Below are 17705 nucleotides of genomic sequence, written 5' to 3' on the forward strand. Positions count from 1 at the left end.
GCATTCAAATGCGGGAAACGGATTCGGTGGCGGTTTACTTCATGTATCCCATGATCCATGCGTTGCGTGAGAAGCCGCAGCGTCTGCGGTCACTCCTTGAACAGGTGGGAATTGATCCGGCACTGATGGATCAGCCGACAGCACGGGTGCCGGCCACGGCTTTCGCCGCGTTGTGGCTGGCGCAGATTCGTGAGTTGAACGACGAATTTTTCCAGTTGGACTCCCATGGTATGCCGCCGGGCAGTTTTGCCTTGATCTGTCGGGCATTGATTCAGGAGCCGACGCTGGAAAAAGCCATGCGTCAGTGCCTGGCCAATTTCGCCTTGTTCCTGCGTGATTTTCGCGGCACGTTGAGTGTGCGTGGCAAGCGTGCGGTCATCAGCTTGCAGACCCGCTCGCAGAACAGCGAGATCAGCCGGCTGGGCGAAGAAACGTTTCTGGTGTTGATGATCAGTCTGCTGTGTTGGCTGGGCGGGCGGCGAATTCCCATCGATCGTGCGGACTTTCGTCATCAGCGTTTGTCGCTGCGTGATGACGCCTTGCTCTGGGGCCCCAACCTGACCTTTGGTACCGAACACACCGAAATCGAGTTCGCCAGTCACTACTTGCGGCTGCCGGTGGTTCAGGACCTTGCCTCGCTGAAAGTGTTTTTGCGCACCGCACCGCAATGGCTGGTGATCCGCTTCCGCAACCAGCATGGGCTGGCATCGCAGGTTCATCAGCGCCTGCGCCATAGCCATTACAGCGAATGGCCGACCTTGCAGGACTTCGCCCTGGAACAGCATCTGAGCCCCAGTACCTTTCGCCGGAAACTGGGACGTGAAGGCTGTTCGTATCAGGAAATCAAGGATGAGGTGCGGCGCGGGGTGGCGTTTGAACGGTTGCGCCAGAGTAAGGCGAACATCAGCGATATTGCCGAACAGTTGGGGTTTCAGGAGCCGAGTGCGTTTCACCGTGCCTTCAAAAAATGGACGGGGGAGAGCCCGGGGCAATACCGTTTGCGGTTTCAAGGTCGTAATGATTGACCCATCCGGGAAGTCTTTTTGTGGTCTGTTTAGTTCGAGATGTGTTGAGCATTGCGCTCGGATATCTACTCGGCTGCACTCATCCGTGCCGTACGCATCGGGGTGATCTGCGCGAGGTCGTCACCTCTGGCTCTGCCTGCGCCGGTCTCTGCCCGGCGTACTCAGTGGCTGGTCTGATTACCGGTCAGGTGCCTGCTTTGCTACAGATCACACTCCGATGCGCTCTCATTGAGAGGGGCGGGCAGTTATCGTCAGGCTGACGTGACGCTGGTTGTCATGCTCGCACGAAATACGCGATTTCAGAGGTGGGTGATGGAAAGGTCGCTGATGATGCAGACCGAACCGTCTTGCGGGTCAGTGGTGTCGGAGTAATCGATCTGGTTGTACACGCCGCCGTGGAAGGCGAGAGTTTTCGTGTCCCAGGTGTTGTCGAGGTGCATGATTGCAGAGGTGGATTTGACGCCATTACAGCTCGCCGAGACGGATACAGCGCCGCTCGAATTGGCGTGAATGTTGATTTTGAAAAGTGCACCGAGTGGCACGTCTTCCAGAATCGTCGTGTTCACCGGGTCTTCCTGGAGATAGCTCGACCGAAATCCCATCGTGATTCGGCCTTTGTTCCAAAACACTTTTACAGGTGGCCTTTCCGAACCCTGAACATGAATCTGGCTGATCACAACCTTCTGCAGCGAGTTGACCTTCGTGACTCGCATTTCTTGTCGGTTCCAGTGGTCAGCAGCGCTGGCGAACAACCAATAGCCTGGCTCTTTCCACTCGCAGCGCGTCCGCAGGGTGCTCTTGCTCGAAGCACCGAGCGTCGGCGCCGTCATTTGCAGCGAGCCATCTGGAAGCATCGAAACAACTTCCGGGCATTCAAGCAGTGCCCGCCAGCCGATCAATTCGAGCGCGATCGGGTTGGTGTCGGAGATTGGAAGCGGTGTAGCGATTGTGTAGTTGCTGATGTCTACGGTCATGGTCATTTCCCTATTTCATTTGATGTCACCCTTTGCTCAGTTGAGCCTTACGTTTGGTGCTGCTGGGCCTGTGATGCGTTGGCTTGAATTGAAATATAGGTATTCCCGTAATTTGTGTCAATGGGTATTCCCATAATTCAGCCGCTCCCACATTCTTATGGTGAGAGGGGGTCTGTATTTGGTGAGATTGGATGCGCTGAAATTCTTCTTGGGAGTGCAGCCACGCGCAGTACGACGAACGCCTCAAGCTCGTCCAGGCATCGAGGAGTGGCGTCCAGCAGAGCGTGTATCTGTTCTGCCAAGGCTGCAACCGTTGGAGCCAACTCAGCCCTTCAACGCGAATACATCGCCCACCAGAACACATGCCCCAGAATCGAAATCTGCTGCTCCTGGATTTGCTGGAACGTGTAGTCCTCGTCCGGATGCTCGTCTCGGTTAAAGCTTCGCAGGCGAATTCCGGTGGGTGTGCGGTACACCTGCTTGACCCTTAGCTGGCCGTGGTGGTTGATTGCGTACATCTCGCCGTCGACGATATCGCTCAATGTATTCTTGCCGACATTCACGCCAACTGTGGCACCGTCGCGCAGCACCGGCAGCATGCTGTTGCCGCTCACCGCCACGCACTTCGCGTTGCTGAACTGAACGTTGTTGTGGCGAAGGTCTTTCTTGAAGAAGCGCAGCCTGGCGCTGGCGCTTTCGGCAATCGCGAATCGGCCGGAGCCCGCTGCTAACTCCACTTCCTGGAGAAATGGCACGTAAACCTCGTCGTCATCGAGCGGGGTTTCGTCATCCCATGTCTCAATGTCTGACATTGCCACGTTTGGTTGAGTGCGCTCAGCGGTTACTGCAACACCTTTGAGCATGTCGCCACTGCCTTCAGCGAGCCACATAGGGGAGACACCACAGACCGAAGCAATCTGAGCAGCAAAGGCTGTCGCCTTCGATTTGCCGCGCTCAAGGTCGGAAATTGATGTCTGCGTGAGGCCGGCGCGCTCGGCAAGCTCGGTCTGGTTTAGACCGGCATGGCGACGGGCGATTTTGAGTCTTTCTTTAAATTCCATCCGCGAAGTATTACGGGCGCTCCCATACTCTTGCAAGTCGGTATTCCTATTATTTATGTGGTATGGGTGTTCCTGTATGGGCGCCCCCCCCCAAAAAAAGCGCTCAATGTCTGGAAGCATTGTGATCACCACAGCCTGGGTGGGCTCACTAAATTCAGAGCCGCATCATTGGCAGTGGGCTCAGTGGGTTCGTTAGCAGTCGTTTGAGCGAAAGCTGGACTAAGCGAATGTGAAATCCTGCATCAGGAAAGGCCGAGAATATCTCACGTCGCTTCTGTCGTGAGAGTCCAAAAGTAACCGCACCACGGGAGACGTCGACCCAATCGGCTTTGCGAAATACCTCTGCTAGGTTCTGTGGATCGCGATGGGACCGAGTTATTTTATGGTGGTTGCGAATGATCAAGATAATTTCTTGCGCCCAATCCAGCTTGTCGATTTCCTGAAGGTAGTCTTCTGCCAATTGCTCTGAGGGGGGCAAATAATCAAACGTCTTGGCCGTCCATATACCAAGATCATGAAATACCCCGGCCAAAACTATCTTTTCTAGATTCACAGCGTCCAGCGTACTGAGCGAGCAACAAAAGTTGATGACTCGGTACACATGATTTCGGTATCCGGTGAAGTCATTGCCGAGGTTTCCGGCATAGCGCTGAAGCAGTTCGTCCAGCAGCTCAATTTTGGTGAGCACTGTTCCATCCTCCTTGTTTGGAGGGGCTACTTTATAGGCTTGGATGCCTTGCATAAAGGCGCCCAGTGGAGAATGCGAAATTGCACTCCACTTGAACACCCGTTTGCATCGACCTGACCAGTCATTTGCATTCGTTCTGACTACCGATTGCATTGGATTCGAGCAGCATGCTTTGCAACCATGTACGGCAGAGAACGGCCAGAAGCGGTCGGCGGGATGCGCCTGGAAAAGGAGTTGATTCAATGGGCATCAGAAATGACGGTGCGTGCGGACACGATGGCTGATATCTTTCCTGCGCACCAAATCGCCTCCAGTCGGCGCTGATCCCATCAAGGAAGATAGAAACAATGAAAGTGTTATTCATCGCTTCGCTAGGAATTGCATCGCTAATTCAAGCATCACTATCCTTCGCGGATAATGTTAATGGAAAAAATCTCTATTTACAGCGATGCAGCATGTGCCACGGAGTAGATCTTAAAGCAACAGGACCATTGGCTAATAAAAGCAATCCTCCTACGCCTGATCTAACAACATCCGCTTTCAAAAAGCGATTAAATGATTATCCGGGCGTAATTGTATCATCGATAATACTTCGTCCAAATGGAGACTTGATTCCAAGAACGTTGCGAGAGAATGGTGTAAAGCTATCGCCGTACGCTTGGAGGATTAAAGATCTACGCGATTTAAATGAATACATGGGTGGTGTGATTTCAAAGAATCGATGATTTTAGAGATGAGAGGCAGGCACAGAAATTTAAATGCCATTTCAGGTTTTAGGGCTTGTGGGGCAATGCCGGTGAGTCAGTCGACCTCGCGCGGGCACATCGATAATGAACAATCTCCGATTAATACAAGCTCGGGTGGCTCTTCGCATCAAGCAGCAGTCGGCTGCGGTCGTGACAGGCAAGTAACGGCCAATAGCGGCCCTTCATAGGCGGCTGCTTTCGTCCCCTGTAAACGGCATCTCCAGGGTCTTCGCGATTCGGGCCAATATCTTTGTGCATTCTTCAGAAACAATAAGCGGTGGCTCATTAATCATGTAAAGCAGGTGTTCGAACGCTATTCCAGCCTCGTTGTGATCGACATAATCGAGAACGATTTCACCACCATTCTCTAAACCTGCCTGAGCTAACGCATGGTCATCCGGTACTGGGCCGGTTTGTTCGTATGCAATGGACATCAGCGCGGTGATTTCCTTGAGCGCCTCTATGAAGTCGGTTCTCAAGTCGTGGTTATGGCCGCTCACTAAAAACGCTCCTTCGATTAAGATAACTTGCGGTCAGCATGCCTCTGGTCGATTGCGGCCCATCGAGATCGACTGCCAACGACCAAAAGCGGACTGAATGAGTTTTTCGATTCACTCTGAAGGTAGAGCGGGCTGGCGCTCACTCATAAAACTTGCCAGCCAACAATATGGTCGCGCAACGCAGCCATACGTTTGATACCGGAGCATTCGATAGAGAGCTCCTGCTACTGGCGCTCGCCCAAGCAGCCGCTGCATCAAGAAACGTATCTACAGACCCATTTTCCCACCCCAAGGCACCGGGTCCATAGGGGGATGATGGCGTCGTCTTCTTCAACACACGCTCATTGGAAAAATCAGAACCAAGCGCCTCGATAAACCCGATGAACGATTGCTCATCGTTTACGCTTTCCAACAACTCATAAAGATCTACAGACATAGGCATCCTTGCATCGGCGGATTAGCGAAAGAGTGCTGGCCGGCATGCTGCTATGCAGTTAGATGGACAGTCAACCTCTACCATTGCCAGCGTCCGCTTTGGGGCGTTTTCAGTCGGTCGCGGCCGGCTGAAAACGGCCATTTCCGATCAACCGTGACAGATACAAACTCGCCAGCAGGCCTTGCTGCGGCTCCAGATTTTTGCCTGGAGTGGGGGACGAGCATATCGGATTAACATTCCAACATTCTCAATGTCACATCTATCACATTTCATGTCGCAGATAATTGAGAACCTGCGGCAGACTTGCGTGATATCACAAAGCCTTTACTGTCAAGCCCGAGTGAGTCGTCGCATAACTTAGAAGTTATGCGACAGTTTTTTAACGCCGCTACACCAGTATCAAAGCGCAAGGTCAATCGTAAAAAGTGAACTCACTCATCTTGAACGCTGCGCCCACGGCCACCCCTAAATTCATACGTTCGTTAGTCATCATCAGCCATATGACCATGCGAGGGGTGTATTGCCGCTTACCTCACGTAAATTCCCGAGACGGCTCCCCATTAATATGTATGGCTTGAGTGAGGCAGTAGCCGCGATTTCTGACTGCGCGAAAGAGATGCCTTCCTCCAGCGTTTTTCTTGAATTTTATTTGCAGTCTACTCAAACTCATCTCCAGGCCGCGATAGCGCTCAGGATCTCTCCCAATACTACTAATTAGCTCTGCTCTACTGATTACGCGCTCCTCCTTGAGGAGCATGTTTTTTACAATGATGCCCTCAATATTTGTTAAGTGTATTTGAATGGCGTCGTCGAATAAGATTCGATTATTTATATCAAGCTTCCAACGTTGAGGGTGTTGAAGTGATATCTCTGCAAATTTTGTCATGGTTTCTGATTATAAGATTCATGAGTGCAACAAAAAACAAATCGCAAAAACATTACTTATTTTTGTCTTCCGCAATGTAGTTCTAGGGGCGTGTTTTTAAGGGTGAGTTTTATTAAGGTGAGTGCACGGTAGGTCGTGGGCTTTCAGTAATATATTTGTAGGCTGGACATTAAGCGCTTACTAATAAAACTCTTAATTGTCCAGATTCAACGTTGAAGCAGGTAATCGTAGGATGTATCGATCAGCCGTGGCTGGATCGACCGCTCACTCATTGTCTCTTCTCCATTCGTGGGAAATGCGCAGATTTCTCCATAGATATTTCGTGCCCGTGAGAGCCCTGGGCTTGCTGCGCAGGCTTGAGGAGGAGTTTATAGGCAGGGCGCGCGCCAGCCTTTCATTTGGCGACAGCGCTTTTTCATTTCATGACAAACCATAACCTTTGGTTAATCTGACAATGCACATAGCTTGTTTGAGTCAGTTTTTGCGTGGTGGTCATGCCCCTCTCCAGACGTACCAATATGTCGTCAGTGGTGTGCAAATTCGCGGATGGGGTCTGAGAGTACGAAATCCTGAGGGGTCAGCTTTGGGCCATTCTCTGCCGGTCATGTCCGCGAAACGTGCTGGTCAAATCGGTTGCAAATGACTGGTCAGGCCGAATGTAAATGGGTGGGCAAGTCTGTGCAATTACTCAGAGAACGCGCCAAGGGCTTTGGGTGCATTCGGCGAAATGATTTGTTACCTGGGTACCATTTTTCACCCATTTGGGGCGCACTGGGCCATTTCGTAGCACACGGTGAGTACCACGCTGATCTATAGATCAGCGTCTCTTGAGTCGAAACTCCTTTCCAATTAAGCGCTTGAAGCAGTGCTACACAGTCTGGCACGGTTTCTGCTTTTTTGAATCCATGGATAATTGGATACAAAACTGCAAAAGGTGACTTTATGCAATTCGCTCCCGCTTACATTGAGCGTCAGCCCCTGACCGCCGAGGAGGAGGCTTACAACTTTCTGCTGGAAGCGATCTGTGGCGGCCGTTACCGCAAAGGCGACCGGTTGATCGCCGAGGACATCGCCACTGAGATCGGCATGAGCCGCATGCCGGTGCGCGAAGCCTTCCGACGCCTCGATGCTCAAGGCCTGGTGACCTTGCGGCCTAACCGCGGGGCGATAGTCAGCGGCCTGAACATCGACGAACTGCACGAAGTCTTCGAGATGCGCAGTGCCCTCGAGGGCCTGGCCATCCGCGTCGCCGTGGCCAAGATCGGTGAGCGTCAGCTGGCGGCTCTGGAACGCATGCTGGACGAGATGGATGACTACCGCGACGAAAGCGCGGAATGGGTCAGCCGTCATCGGGCTTTCCATGAATACCTGTGCAGCCTCAGCGGCCGTCCGCGTTTGATGAAGCAAATCTCGGCCCTGTACTCGCTGATCGAGGCGCCCATGCGCCTGTGGCTGCAACACGGTGAAAAGCCCTTGAGTGCCCGCCAGGAACACGCGGTGATCCTTGATGCCATTCGCTCAGGTGATGCCGACCAGGCCGAGTCGGTGGTGCGTCAGCACATCGAGGGCACAGTGCCGGCGCTGATTCAGTTCCTGCAATCGGAAAAATAGAATCGGGCTCGAGCCCGACCGTGTGTTGACTTTGAGTACTGCCCCGTTACTAAACAACTGGAGTGTCTGGTCATGCATAAACGCCGTGTGTTGCTTGCTGCTGTATCCCTGGGACTCTGCGCACAGTGGGCGTTCGCCACGCCCCAAGTGCCGGAACGACTGCAAAAGGCCGAAAAACTCACGTATTGCTCGGGCATGGACTCGCCACCCTTGGTGTCTTTCGATGAGGCGCAAAAACCCAGGGGCCTGACTGTCGATCTGGGGCTGGAAATCGCCAAGCGCCTGGGAGACAAATCGGTGCAATGGCGGGTCATTCCATTCTCCGGGTTGCTGCCGGCATTGCTCGCCCAGCAGTGCGACATGATCGTCGATCAGCTGTTCGACAAGCCCGAACGCCGGGAAGTGATCGACATCGTCAACTACATGTATTCCAGCCAGTCAGTGGTCGTTCCCAAAGGCAATCCCAAGGGGATCAAAACCCTGGATGGACTGTCTGGGCACAAGGTGGCAGTGCTCAATGGCTCCACGATCAAAACCTTGTTGGACGCCGAGAATGAAAAGCTCACCAAGGCTGGCAAGACACCGATGAAACTGGTGGTTTACAACAGTGATACTGACGCCTTCCAGGCGCTGCGTATCAGTCAGGTGGACGCTTACGGCACCACCGTAGAAACAGCAGGTTACTACGCCGCAATGGCGCCTGATTTATTCGAGGAGGGGGTGCCAGCCTTCAGCCGGATTCTCACGGGTTTAGGGACCCGCAAGGATGATTCCCAGCTCACCACCGCAGTACAGCAGATCATCAGTGACATGCGCAGTGACGGCAGTTATGTGCAGTTGTTGAGCAAATGGCATGTTTCCAGCGACACACTCGACTGAGGCGAGCGCTCGATGAATTTCAATTGGGATGTGTTCTGGCAATACCTTTTGCAGCCCAGCGGGGTGTACCTCACTGGGCTCTGGTTGACCTGCCTGATCAGTGTGCTGGCAATGGCGTTGGGCTGCGTGCTGGGGCTGGCGGCGGCGCTGATGCGTCTGTCGCGCAACCCGTTGCTCAACCTGCCGGTACGGTTTTATGTGTGGCTGATGCGCGGCACGCCGCTGTTGGTGCAAATCGTTTTTCTCTATACCGCTTTGGCGGCCGGCGGCATTTTCCGTTTCGAGGACGTGGAACTGTTTGGTTTGGTGGTGCCGGGCAATATTCAGGCAGCGATCATCGCCTTGGGCCTGAACGAAGGCGCCTACATGGCCGAGATCATTCGTGCCGGGATTGGCGCCGTGGACAAGGGTCAGTACGAGGCTGGGCGTTCGCTGGGCATGACCTTCGCCAAATTGATGCGGCGTATCGTTTTGCCTCAGGCGTTCCGGGTCATCGTTCCGCCGTTGGGCAACGAATTCAACGTGATGCTCAAGAACACGACGCTGGTCAGCGTGATTGGTGTGCAGGAGTTGCTGCTGAGTACGCAAATGGTCACGTCGGCGACATTCCGGGTATTTGAACTGTACCTGGTGGTGGCGATTTATTTCCTGCTGCTGACCACCCTCTGGGGCTTCTTCCAGCGTTGGCTGGAAGCGCGTTTCGGACAGTCCGATCGACCCGCACCGCCAGCAGCCGGCAGTCGCATGTTTGGCCGCGGCACGCTCAAATTGCTTAGGGGGCGTTAAGCATGGCGCACAAAAGTGAAGAACTGATTATCGAGGCCCTGGACATTCATAAGTCTTTTGGCGACCTGGAGATTCTCAAGGGGATTTCCTTGCAGGTGCGGCGCGGTGAAGTGGTGGTGTTGATCGGTGCATCGGGTTCAGGCAAGACCACCTTCATTCGCTGCATTAATCTGCTGGAGGACATTCAAGGCGGGCGCATACGCGTCAACGGTCGCTCCATGGGCTACCGCGAGCGCGCCGACGGCAGCCTGGTGCGCGACTCCGAGCGCAACATCGCTCGCCAGCGTCGGGACATCGGCATGGTCTTTCAACGTTTCAATCTGTTCCCCCACATGACCGCGCTGGAAAACATCATTGAGGCACCGATCCAGGTGCTCGGTGTGCCACGCGCCGAAGCGTTGGAACAGGCCCGGGCCTTGCTCGCCCGGGTCGGCCTGGCGGACAAGGCCATGCATTATCCATCGATGTTGTCCGGTGGACAGCAGCAGCGCGTGGCAATCGCCCGGGCGCTGGCGATGAAACCTCAAGCCATGCTGTTCGACGAGCCCACCAGCGCCCTGGATCCGGAAACCGTCGGCGAGGTCCTGCAGGTGATGAAGCAGTTGGCCGATGACGGCATGACCATGGTAGTGGTCACCCATGAAATGGGTTTTGCCCGGGAAGTCGCTGATCGCGTGGTGGTTCTCGATCAGGGCGAACTGATTGAGCAGGGTCCGCCGGAGCAGATCTTCAGTCGACCGACACACCCGCGAACTCAGGCCTTTCTCAGCCGTGTGCTGTGACTTTTCAGTCGGGTCTTTCTTACCCGGTAATGGAACCGGATACCTGCGGCCAATGAATCTTTGTTTGGAAGAGCTTTTGCCATGTTGAAATTTTCTGCCCACGAATATCCCTATCCGTCGCAACGTCAGAGTGTGTTTGCCCGCCGTGGCATGGTCGCGGCTTCACAGCCACTGGCCGCCGAGGCCGGCATCGAGATTATGCGCAACGGCGGTAATGCCATTGATGCCGCGATCGCTACAGCGGCGGCGCTAACGGTAGTTGAACCCACCGGCTGCGGCTTGGGCGGCGACGCCTTTGCTCTGGTCTGGAGCAAAGGCCAATTGCACGGACTGAACGGCAACGGCCAAGCGCCGGCGGCACTGACGATCGATGCAGTCAAGGCGTGTGGTCACGAGCAGATGCCGCTTTATGGCTGGACGCCGGTCACGGTGCCCGGTTGCCCTTCGGCCTGGGCGGAGTTGTCCAGACGGTTCGGCAAGCTGCCCTTTGCCGAGTTGCTGCAGCCCGCGATCAGTCTGGCCCGGGAGGGCTTCCCAGTGTCGCCGGTGGTCGCCCGACAATGGCAGACTGCTCTGGATGAATTCAGCCCCCATCGAGACCCGGTGCTAGACGCCTGGTTCGACACGTTCCTGATTGATGGCCGTGCGCCAAAGGCCGGTGAATTATTCCGCAATCCGGCGCAAGCCCGAACGCTGGAAGAACTGGCGAACAGTGCTTGCGAAAGCCTTTATCGCGGCGCTCTGGCTCAGCGGCTGGATGCCCATTCCCGCGCCACCGGCGGCTACCTGCGAGCCAGCGACCTGCAGGACTATCGCGCCCAATGGGTGGACCCGATCAGCATCAATTACCGCGGTTACGATGTGTGGGAAATCCCTCCAAGCGGGCAAGGATTGGTGGCCCTGATGACCCTGAAAATCCTCCAGGGTTTCGACTTCGATCACCGAGACAGCCAGCAGACCTGGCATCGTCAATTGGAAGCCATGAAGCTGGCCTACAGCGATGGCCTGCATTACATCACCGATCCGCTGCACATGCGTGTGGCGGTGGCTGATCTTCTCAGCGACACCTATAGCCGCCAACGCCGTGAACAGATCGTTGATCAGGCTCAGCAACCTGATCCCGGTGATCCTCACGCCAGCGGTACGGTGTACCTGGCCACGGCAGATGCGCAGGGCAATATGGTGTCCTTCATCCAGAGTAACTACCACGGCTTCGGTTCCGGCGTGGTGCTGCCAGACAGCGGCATCGCCTTGCAGAACCGTGGGCAGGAATTCAGTCTCGACCCTGACCACGCCAACTGCCTGGCACCGGGCAAAAAGACCTTCCACACCATCATTCCTGGCTTCATCAGTAAAGGTGACGCGCCGGTGGGACCGTTCGGCGTCATGGGTGGCTACATGCAGCCCCAAGGCCATGTGCAGATGGTCATGAACCTGGTGGATTTTGGTCTCAATCCTCAAGCGGCGCTGGACGCACCGCGATGGCAATGGCTGGGAGGCATGAAAGTCGGCATCGAGCAGGGGGCGTCGAGGGACTTGGCCGCTTCGCTGGCCCGGCGCGGACATAAGGTTCAGGTCGATTGCGACCTGATCAACTATGGCCGAGGGCAGATCATCATCCGCGACCCTGACACCGGTGTGTTGTGCGGCGGCACCGAGCCGCGGGCCGATTCCCATATTGCTGTGTGGTAACGGGTAGCTGAAAACAAACGAAGACGACTCGGTCTCTTCTGCGTGAAAAATACGCTGTGCATCCGTGCGCGGAACTGATGCACAGCGTGGCCTCGCGTGTTCTCCAGCTTTGTTCGACTGGACGTGGTTGGGGCGCGGTAGGTTCAGTGGAGATTGCTGGGGCTTAGAGGGGCTGCTCGCTCGCATCCCCAGAAACGACAAAGCCCTGAAAACACTTCAAAACCACTGATTGCTAAAACAATCAGGATCCGAAAGTAGCTCACTCGGTCGAAGGGACGGATGCTTTGCTGCCCAAGCGGATCAGCTCATTGGAAAAACACAGGCCGACGATGATCAGTACTGCCCCTGCGTACAGGCTTTCGCGCGGTACTTCATTGAGCACCACAAACGCCAGCAGCGCGGCGAACAACGGCTCGGTCAGCTCCAGCGCCTGCACTTGGGATGGCTTGAGATATTCGATGGCCTTGGTGGTGCAGAAGAAGCCCAGGATTGTCGGCAGCGCGGCCAGCGCCAGCAGTGCGGCGATCGCCAGCGGCGACAGCTCGCCGATCGCGAAACCATCGGCCGCTGCCGGCATCAGCAGGTACAGGCTGCCAAAGAACAACAATTGCCGCGTGAAGTGCAGCCCCCCCGACACACCCATCCGCTTCATGGCAACCGAAAAGGCCCCATAGCCGCAGCCGGCCATGGAGGCTAGCGCAGCACCTTGTAAGGTAAAGCCCTGCTGCAGGTCGGCGCCGAAGATCACCGCGATCCCAGCGATAGCCAGTGCGGCGCCCACGGTAGCGTTCGCGGTGATGGCATCCTTGAGGAAAATGCGCCCCAGAATGATCGAGGAAATTGAGGCACTGGCCATCAGCACAACCACCACACCTGCTGCAGCGTAATGTCGATAGGCGGACGTTTCGAAGTGGAACAGCACAAAGATGCCAAGGAATGCGCAGATAGCCGCCTGAGTCCATTTGGTCGTCGACGCCGGGCGCTTGAGGAAAAGCAGTAAGATCGAGAGAAGCATGCAACCCAGTACGGTCTTGATGACAGCGACACTGCTGGCGGTGAAGCCATTACTCATGAGTACTTTGCTGAGTACACCGATCGTTGCGTTCAGTGCCGCGGCGGAGAGGGCAAATATGATGCCTTTGCTGAAAGTAGATTGCATTGATGACGATCCCTGTCGCTGATTTGTCGTTCGATAGAATGCCGCCCCACATCGACGGGACGTTTACTCCCGTGCATCGCCGTGAAGGCGTGCTGAAGCGGATGGTTGAGGTGATTGCGGGTGGCGAGAAAAACGACTTTGGCCTTGGCAATCATCGGAATATGCTCGGCGAGTTCGATAAATCAAGTCAAGGCCTTGAAGGTAGTCAGATACGGCAACAGCGTTAAGCCACTTACTCCTTCCGGGCAGATTCCGTAGCAGGGATAATGCGCCTTTCCCACCAACCGGGTGAATTACTCGCCCAGCACAAGCAGCCGCCTGGACTCGGCTGCCACCACCACAGGAAGGAGCTTTCACATGTCATACCGGCTTGCCATTTTCGACTTCGACGGCACGCTCGCTGATTCCTTTCCGTTCTTTGTTTCAGTGTTCAACCAGGTCGCTGACAGACACGCATTCAGTCGAATTCACCCGCAAGAGTTGGACGGTCTGCGCAAGCAGGGGGCTCGGGAGATCATGGCTCATATCGGAATGCCTCGCTGGAAGTTGCCTCTGGTGGCGCGAACCTTCATGAGCTTGATGAAGAAACATCGAAGCTCGATCCCACTGTTTAATAACATCGCCAATACCCTCGCCCATCTTGACGAGAGAGGACTGATTCTGGCGGTGGTGTCTTCTAATTCCCAAGAAAATATCACGCAAATTTTGGGCTCCAGCTGTCAACATATCCGGGCCTTCGAGTGCGGCGCCTCCATTTTCGGCAAGGCGTCTCGCTTGCGCCGCGTCATGCGCAAATTCGACGTGGCGCAAGAGGAAGTTATCTACATCGGCGACCAGCCTACGGATGGTGAAGCAGCAGCGACTGCCGGTATCGCCTTTGGTGCGGTCGCCTGGGGGTATGGAGCATATGATGCATTCCACAGTCTTCAGTCCCATGAGTGGTTCGCCGATGTGAGCGAATTACGGCGACTGGCAGGAAGTGATACGCACCTTGAGTCATCCGCAAGTTTATAGGCTTGACCACTGAGTGGCGATTTCAGCCGATTCCAACAATCAGCCTCTGGCCGAGAGCTGTCAGTGGTGAGGGGAAACTTTCGACCCAAGGCAGCCGTTGAGACCTATGTGTTGTCGCTTTATGTTATTCGTTTTCATGGAGGATTCTGACTGATGGCACGCGTGGGATTGATACTGACACCCGGTTTTGCGGACTGGGAATATGCTTTCATTGCAGGAACCGCATCCCCGTTCTACGGGATCGACGTTAGGTTTTTCACCTCTACTACGGGGCAGTTCCGCTCGCAGGGTGGATTGGAAGTAACTGTGAATTGCAGCTTGCAACAATGCCTGGACTGGAAACCGGACGTTGTTGTCGTCATCGGTGGAATGATCTGGGAACGTGCAGATGCACCGGATATTCGGGACTTTCTTCATACTAGTCGTTCAAGTGGCGCGACAATTGCCGGTATCTGTGGGGGAACGCTGGCACTTGCGAGAGCCGGGCTTCTCGACACGGTTTCTCATACCTCGAACAGCGCTGACTTTTTACAACAGAATGCCGCAGGTTATGAAGGGGCCTCGCTTTATCGAAGCAGTCCAGTAGCTGTGGTTGCTGACCGCATCATAACTGCGCCAGGTCCTGCACCCGTTAGCTTTACCTGTGCAGTGTTCGAAGCTGCCGGGTTATCTTCAGAGATCATTTCTCAGTTCAGGTCAATGTTGGCAGCAGAACACGGGTGACCGCTTCGTCATGAAAAAACAGCCAACCAGGTGATGTGCTCGAGTGTCCGCTCTTGGCCGATTCTGTTGAAAAAGTCGGCTTCGGTTTCCACGGCAGAAAAGTACGTGCCTGAGATTTAAATCTGTGTTTTGGGCAGAAGGTTCAGGACTCGGATTTCAATCTCGGACGCGTACTTTTCTGATGCGCAAACCAAGGCCGACTTTTTCAACAGAATCGGCCCGAAAGCTTCAAAAAAATGCCCGGACTTAGCCGGGCTCGTTAAAAAAATTCAGCGCGAATCCACCTCTTTCGCGATCTCGACGGATGATTTTTCCCTGCGCCTCTGAAGCCAGCTATAGAACGCATGTACCGGATGGAGGACGGCGGTAAGCACGCCAAGCAGCAGGATGATGAAAATGATGATCAGCGGGATGCTTTCGTGCGAGAACATGGTGGGTTACTCCTGTATTCACTATGTCGGAACCCACAGGCTAGACGCATAGAACAATGTTTTTGATGAACGTATATTCATCCTCGGGTTCGTCAATTGTGCTACAGAGAGAGTCGCCAAACTGATTATGAATGTGCTTTGTACGGTGGCTGTGGCGAGGCCGAGATCTACTGCTTAAGCATCAAACTGCGCCATAGGATCACAGTTGGTGCAACAGGCACGACGTCCGTTTGCTGCGCTTCCTGTTTCGGCAACTCTAGTGTCGTCAACTCGCTCAGCCCGGATGAAGAATGCTGCTGTGCTAAAAGTTGCTCGGGCTCTTCGGTCGACTCATCGATAGGCGGCGTAGTCATTTGATCGAAACAACGACCTTGCCTTTGGCTCGTCCCTGCTCGACATACTTCAACGCCTCTGCCGTTGATTCAAAGGGGAAGGCGCGGTCAATCACCGGTTTGATGATGCCGGCCTCAATGAGCGCGGTTATTTGTTGCAGTTGGGTGCCGTTGGCCCGCATGAATACAAACTTGTAGCTGACGTCCTGCTTGCGGGCCTTGCGCCGAATACTGAGGCTCAGCAGGCGCATGATTTGCTTCAATGGCCAGGACAACCCTTGCTCCTGCGCGAACTGCGCAGTGGGTGGCCCAGAGATGGAAATGAGCTGGCCACCTGGCTTGAGCACCTTGAGTGACTTCTCCAGGACATCGGCACCGAGACTGTTCAACACTACGTCGTAGTCGTGCAAGACACTTTCGAAGTTCTGCTGTTTGTAGTCGATCACCAAATCGGCCCCCAATGCCTTCACCCATTCGACATTCGCAGTGCTGGTGGTTGTAGCGACAAAGGCACCGAGGTGTTTGGCGAGCTGGATGGCGAGGGTGCCGACGCCGCCGGAGCCGGCGTGAATCAGCACTTTCTGACCCTTTTTCAGTTGGGCGGTTTCGACCAGCACTTGCCAGGCGGTCAATGCAACCAAGGGGAGGGACGCGGCTTGTGCCATGCTGGTATTGGCAGGTTTCAGGGCGATCGCGTTCTCGTTCACGGCGATCAATTCGGCGAACGTGCCGATACGAGCTTCCGGTGGGCGAGCGTACACTTCGTCTCCCGGTTTGAAGCGTGTCACCTTCGAGCCCACCTCAATCACGACGCCTGCCAGATCGTTACCCAGGATCAACGGAAATGAGTAGGGCAGGATCAGCTTGAATTCGCCTTTGCTGATCTTCGAATCCAGCACGTTGACGCTGCTGGCGTGTACCTCGATCAAAACGTCGTGGGCACTCACTGCGGGGGCGGGAGCTTCGCCAATCCGCCCGGGGTTCTTGCCATAGCGATTAATTAGAAATGCTTTCATCGTGGTGCGGCTCTTTTCGATTGTAAGGAGGGTAGCCGGTGCGTTGCTGCGCCGTATTGTCAGGCATCGAGGAACGCCTGCGCCTTGGCCACAAAGTCAACGTGGTGTTGGAAAATGCCGCCGTGCCCGGCATCCTCATAAATCACCAGTTGTGCGTTGGGGATACGCTTTGCCAGTGCACTCGAGTGAACGCTGGGCACCATGATGTCGTTGTCGCCGTTGACAATCAGCGTCGGCGTCCGCAAGCGCCCGAGGTCTTGCGGCGGCTGTTTGCCCCACGCGGTGATGGCTTTCAACTGCCGCAGGAAAGCGCTGGGCGTCGGGCCTTTGTCGCGATTTTTTTTGCGTGCTTTCAGGCGCTGTAAATACTGCGAGGCGGATCGACGGCCATTGGGCGTCGAAGTAAAGAACAGGTAGAACTTCGGATCGCGCCAGGTCAGCAAGCCTTTGAGCATCAATGGCCATGTCACCGAGCCGACCTTGTCGATACCGCTGCCGCCGGCTGGTCCGGTGCCGGTCAGAATCAAACGCCGCACCAAATCAGGCGCCTTCAGGGCGATGCCCTGAGCGACGAAACCGCCGAGGGAGAAACCGAGCACATCAACGGTTTCCAACCCCAGCGCATGGATCAGCTGGATGGCATCGTCAGCCATTTCGTCGACGGTCAGTGGTGCGCTTCCACCAGAGCCGCCGATGCCGCGATAGTCGGTGGTAATGACGCGTCTGGTTTGTGCAAGGCCATCGATGATCGCGGGGTCGAAGTTGTCCAGCACCGCGCCCCAATGGTTGAACAGTACGAGGGGCACGCCGGAATGGGGGCCGATGTCGCGATAGGCGAAGGGAATGCCGTTGACCGTGATCGACTGATTCGCCGCGTTTATGAACGACGTCGGCGAACCCGAGGGGGAATTTGTCTGCGTTTGATTCATTGCTACTCCGGACAGTGGCCGGGTTCGATGCAGTG

At 55.1% G+C, this 17705-nt stretch carries 19 protein-coding genes; 10 read left to right on the forward strand and 9 right to left on the reverse strand.

The window, feature by feature from the left end; genetic code table 11:
- Window positions 1-8: 8 nt before the first annotated feature.
- Window positions 9-1025 (forward strand): AraC family transcriptional regulator, encoded by a 1017-nt coding sequence (locus ACEN9A_RS10400; protein WP_258673496.1) that lies wholly within the window; start codon window positions 9-11, stop codon window positions 1023-1025.
- 299 nt (window positions 1026-1324) lie between these two features.
- Here ACEN9A_RS10400 and ACEN9A_RS10405 read toward each other — a convergent pair whose 3' ends face one another.
- The 3 genes from ACEN9A_RS10405 to ACEN9A_RS10415 form a co-directional block, all read right to left on the reverse strand.
- Window positions 1325-1999 (reverse strand): polysaccharide lyase family 7 protein, encoded by a 675-nt coding sequence (locus ACEN9A_RS10405; protein WP_258673498.1) that lies wholly within the window; start codon window positions 1997-1999, stop codon window positions 1325-1327.
- 332 nt (window positions 2000-2331) lie between these two features.
- Window positions 2332-3060: an XRE family transcriptional regulator gene (locus ACEN9A_RS10410; protein ID WP_064617062.1), complete on the reverse strand. Its 729-nt coding sequence runs from the start codon at window positions 3058-3060 to the stop codon at window positions 2332-2334.
- 154 nt (window positions 3061-3214) lie between these two features.
- Window positions 3215-3802 (reverse strand): HD domain-containing protein, encoded by a 588-nt coding sequence (locus ACEN9A_RS10415; RefSeq protein ID WP_413386866.1) that lies wholly within the window; start codon window positions 3800-3802, stop codon window positions 3215-3217.
- A 293-nt stretch (window positions 3803-4095) separates the two neighbouring features.
- Here ACEN9A_RS10415 and ACEN9A_RS10420 point away from each other — a divergent pair, with 293 nt between their 5' ends.
- Complete coding sequence (locus ACEN9A_RS10420) at window positions 4096-4473, forward strand: c-type cytochrome (RefSeq protein ID WP_081626537.1); 378 nt, start codon at window positions 4096-4098, stop codon at window positions 4471-4473.
- Between the two features lie 203 nt (window positions 4474-4676).
- Here ACEN9A_RS10420 and ACEN9A_RS10425 read toward each other — a convergent pair whose 3' ends face one another.
- A complete protein-coding gene (locus tag ACEN9A_RS10425; protein ID WP_258673500.1) occupies window positions 4677-4994 on the reverse strand; it encodes a hypothetical protein in 318 nt (105 codons plus the stop codon).
- Between the two features lie 139 nt (window positions 4995-5133).
- Complete coding sequence (locus ACEN9A_RS10430) at window positions 5134-5430, reverse strand: DUF7660 family protein (protein WP_258673501.1); 297 nt, start codon at window positions 5428-5430, stop codon at window positions 5134-5136.
- Window positions 5431-7258: 1828 nt separating this feature from the next.
- Between ACEN9A_RS10430 and ACEN9A_RS10435 the strand changes: the two genes are divergently transcribed.
- From ACEN9A_RS10435 to ACEN9A_RS10455, 5 genes are all read left to right on the forward strand, one after another.
- Entirely contained in the window at window positions 7259-7927 is a 669-nt protein-coding gene (locus ACEN9A_RS10435) for a GntR family transcriptional regulator (RefSeq protein ID WP_018930317.1), read from the forward strand.
- A gap of 72 nt (window positions 7928-7999) precedes the next feature.
- The gene (locus ACEN9A_RS10440) at window positions 8000-8806 is read left to right on the forward strand and encodes an ABC transporter substrate-binding protein (RefSeq protein WP_258673502.1); all 807 of its coding nucleotides are present in this window, start codon (window positions 8000-8002) and stop codon (window positions 8804-8806) included.
- Window positions 8807-8818: 12 nt separating this feature from the next.
- Window positions 8819-9592: an amino acid ABC transporter permease gene (locus ACEN9A_RS10445; RefSeq protein WP_007941905.1), complete on the forward strand. Its 774-nt coding sequence runs from the start codon at window positions 8819-8821 to the stop codon at window positions 9590-9592.
- A 2-nt stretch (window positions 9593-9594) separates the two neighbouring features.
- Entirely contained in the window at window positions 9595-10374 is a 780-nt protein-coding gene (locus ACEN9A_RS10450) for an amino acid ABC transporter ATP-binding protein (protein WP_084320064.1), read from the forward strand.
- Window positions 10375-10455: 81 nt separating this feature from the next.
- Window positions 10456-12066 (forward strand): gamma-glutamyltransferase family protein, encoded by a 1611-nt coding sequence (locus tag ACEN9A_RS10455; protein ID WP_258673505.1) that lies wholly within the window; start codon window positions 10456-10458, stop codon window positions 12064-12066.
- A gap of 259 nt (window positions 12067-12325) precedes the next feature.
- On the opposite strand, the gene ACEN9A_RS10460 is transcribed toward ACEN9A_RS10455, so the two are convergent.
- On the reverse strand, window positions 12326-13225 hold the full coding sequence (locus ACEN9A_RS10460) for a DMT family transporter (protein WP_018930051.1): 900 nt from the start codon (window positions 13223-13225) through the stop codon (window positions 12326-12328).
- Between the two features lie 2 nt (window positions 13226-13227).
- On the opposite strand from ACEN9A_RS10460, the gene ACEN9A_RS10465 reads away from it, so the two are divergent.
- The 3 genes from ACEN9A_RS10465 (at window position 13228) to ACEN9A_RS10475 (ending at window position 14962) form a co-directional block, all read left to right on the forward strand.
- Complete coding sequence (locus ACEN9A_RS10465) at window positions 13228-13452, forward strand: hypothetical protein (RefSeq protein WP_258673507.1); 225 nt, start codon at window positions 13228-13230, stop codon at window positions 13450-13452.
- A gap of 130 nt (window positions 13453-13582) precedes the next feature.
- Window positions 13583-14239, forward strand: a complete 657-nt coding sequence (locus tag ACEN9A_RS10470; RefSeq protein ID WP_258673508.1) for an HAD hydrolase-like protein — start codon at window positions 13583-13585, stop codon at window positions 14237-14239.
- Between the two features lie 153 nt (window positions 14240-14392).
- A complete protein-coding gene (locus ACEN9A_RS10475) occupies window positions 14393-14962 on the forward strand; it encodes a DJ-1/PfpI family protein (protein ID WP_258673512.1) in 570 nt (189 codons plus the stop codon).
- Between the two features lie 269 nt (window positions 14963-15231).
- On the opposite strand, the gene ACEN9A_RS10480 is transcribed toward ACEN9A_RS10475, so the two are convergent.
- From ACEN9A_RS10480 to ACEN9A_RS10490, 3 genes are all read right to left on the reverse strand, one after another.
- Window positions 15232-15393: a hypothetical protein gene (locus tag ACEN9A_RS10480; RefSeq protein ID WP_018927603.1), complete on the reverse strand. Its 162-nt coding sequence runs from the start codon at window positions 15391-15393 to the stop codon at window positions 15232-15234.
- 349 nt (window positions 15394-15742) lie between these two features.
- Entirely contained in the window at window positions 15743-16741 is a 999-nt protein-coding gene (locus tag ACEN9A_RS10485) for an NADP-dependent oxidoreductase (RefSeq protein WP_258673514.1), read from the reverse strand.
- Window positions 16742-16800: 59 nt separating this feature from the next.
- Window positions 16801-17670, reverse strand: coding sequence for an alpha/beta fold hydrolase (locus ACEN9A_RS10490; RefSeq protein WP_258673515.1), 870 nt, complete (start codon window positions 17668-17670; stop codon window positions 16801-16803).
- Between the last annotated feature and the right edge of the window lie 35 nt (window positions 17671-17705).

The sequence above is a fragment of the Pseudomonas sp. Pseusp18 genome, from assembly GCF_059506005.1.